This is a genomic window from Streptomyces sp. NPDC007162 (genome assembly GCF_040634175.1).
Taxonomy (GTDB): Bacteria; Actinomycetota; Actinomycetes; order Streptomycetales; family Streptomycetaceae; genus Streptomyces.
In genome coordinates this window covers 1-2425 of the sequence record NZ_JBEYFC010000863.1, presented here as the reverse complement: position 1 = coordinate 2425, position 2425 = coordinate 1, and the positions used below count along the sequence as shown (strand labels likewise).

2 protein-coding genes are annotated in these 2425 nt (G+C 72.1%); both read right to left on the bottom strand.

What is annotated here, in order from left to right; translation table 11 throughout:
• Positions 1 to 1494: NAD(+) synthase (locus ABZ646_RS45065; protein ID WP_360533141.1), on the bottom strand; the 1494-nt coding region annotated here is incomplete at its 3' end.
• A gap of 115 nt (positions 1495 to 1609) precedes the next feature.
• Positions 1610 to 2419, bottom strand: coding sequence for a PaaX family transcriptional regulator C-terminal domain-containing protein (locus tag ABZ646_RS45060; protein ID WP_360533144.1), 810 nt, complete (start codon positions 2417 to 2419; stop codon positions 1610 to 1612).
• Positions 2420 to 2425 lie beyond the last annotated feature (6 nt).

The following is a 2425-nucleotide window of genomic DNA, read 5'->3' as shown; positions in this document are numbered from 1 at the left end:
GTCGCCGACGCCGTACGTCGACCAGCCGAGCGCCAGCTCCGAGAGGTCGCCGGTGCCGAGGACGATGCCGCCGCGCTGGTTGGCCAGCCGGAACAGGTAGTCGGTGCGCAGCCCGGCCTGGACGTTCTCGAAGGTGACGTCGTACACCGGCTCACCGGCCGCGAACGGGTGGCCCATCTCCTGGAGCATCAGCCGCGCGGTCGGCGTGATGTCCAGCTCGGCCGCGGTCACGCCGAGCGATTCCATCAGCCGGTGCGCGTTGCCCTTGGTGTGCTCGCCGGTGGCGAAGCCGGGCAGCGTGAAGGCCAGGATGTCGCTGCGCGGGCGGCCGGCGCGGTCCATGGCCCGGGCGGCCACGATCAGCGCGTGGGTGGAGTCGAGACCGCCGGAGACACCGATGACGATCTTCGGGCCGCCGATCGCCGCGAGCCGCTGCTGGAGCGCCGCGACCTGGATGTTGTACGCCTCGTAGCAGTCCAGGGCGAGCCGTTCGGGGTCGGCCGGCACGAACGGGAAGCGTTCCACCCGGCGGCGCAGGCCCAGATCGGCCGCCGGTGGGTCGAGCCGGAAGGAGACGGTCCGGAAGTCGCCGGTGCGCGCCGCGTGGGTACGCCGGTTGTCGTCGAAGGAGCCCATCCGGGCCCGCTCCTGGCGCAGCAGGTCCAGGTCGACGTCGGCCACCGCGTACTGGTCGTCGAGCGGGAACCGGTCCGTCTCCGCCAGCAGCCGACCGTTCTCGTAGATCATGGTCTGGCCGTCCCAGGACAGGTCCGTGGACGACTCGCCGAGACCGGCCGCCGCGTAGACGTACGCGGCGAGGCAGCGCTGCGAAGCCGAGCGGCACAGCAGCTTCCGGTCCTCCGCCCGGCCGACCGTGATCGGGCTGCCCGACAGGTTGACCAGTACGTTCGCCCCGGCCAGTGCCGCCTCCGCGCTCGGCGGCACCGGCACCCACATGTCCTCGCAGACCTCGGCGTGCACCACGAGACCGGGTACGTCGGACGCCTCGAAGAGCAGGTCCACACCGAACGGCACGCTCTCCCCGCCGATCCGGATCGTGCCGCCCCGTTCGTCGTCACCCGCGGCGATCTGCCGCCGCTCGTAGAACTCCCGGTAGTTCGGCGGGTACGACTTGGGCGCGATCCCGAGGATCCGGCCGCGGTGCACCACCACCGCGCAGTTGTAGATCCGGTTGCGGTGGCGCAGCGGGGCGCCGACGACGAGCACCGGCAGCAGTTCCGCGGAACCGGCGGCCACCGTCGCGAGAGCCTCCTCGACCTGGTCGAGCACCGCGTCCTGGAGCAGCAGGTCCTCGATCGAGTAGCCGGTCAGGCCGAGTTCCGGGAAGACCGCCACCGCGACCCCGTCCTCGGCGCAGCGCCGTGCCTGGCGCAGGACCGCTTCGGCGTTGGCGCGCGGGTCGGCGATGACGGTGTGGCCCGTGCACGCTGCCACGCGCGCGAAACCGTGCTCGTAGATCGACCAGAAGTTCAACGGGCTTCCTCGGGAGAGACGGACGGAGAGCGATGCCGGACACGGGTACCCGCTCCGACGGCTTTCCCGCTCCCAGCAGCATAGATCGCCCGATGATCCGTGCTGGTCCGGAGGGTCACAGGGGCGTGGTGTCCAGCAGGTCGGCGGCCATCCGGCGGGCCGGGGCCTCGGTGTCGGCCGCCACTTGGTGGAACGTCGCCTCCGCCGCGTGGGCCGGCCAGTCGGCGGGCAGGTGCCGGGCGGGCAGCCGGGGATCGGTGCGGATGATGTCCAGCCACTCGCTGACCAGCCGCAGCCGGGTGACGACGGCGTCGTCGTCGGGGCCGGGCCGCCAGGCCTCCCACCGGGCGCGGAAGTCCTCGTAGCGGGCCGCGATCGACTCCAGGTCCCAGGTGTCGCGGATCATCACGTCGATGTCCGTCGCCTCGTCGGCCAGCGCGTGGAAGATCTTCACGTGTGCGGAGAGCCCGAGTTCCGCGACCACGGCGGAGACGTCGACCCGGCCCGGCGCGATCCACAGCCCGCTGTAGAGCGGCCCGAAGCCGGACCAGCCGAGCTGCGAGCGCAGGTCGTGGCGCTGGCGCTGCCAGGACTCCGGCAGCGAGAAGCCCAGCAGGGTCCAGGAGCCGTCCCAGTCGTCGTTGACGGCGCCCGTCTCCCAGATGCGCCGGCGGCCGTCGTGCAGGATCTGTGCCGCGAGGGGCGTCAGGCCGAAGTACATCCTGCGGCCCTGCCGTTGCCGTCGCAGCAGGTCGCGGTTGACCATGCGGGTGAGCGTGGAGCGTACGGCCTGCTCGCCGACGCCCGCCCGGCCGAGGACCGTGATGATGCTGCCCGAGTAGACGCCCAGCGGACCCTGCTCCAGTACGTGGTTGCCGAAGAAGGCGAGCAGAAGCGACTGCGGGCGGGGCTGCGGGGAGTCCAGGGGTTC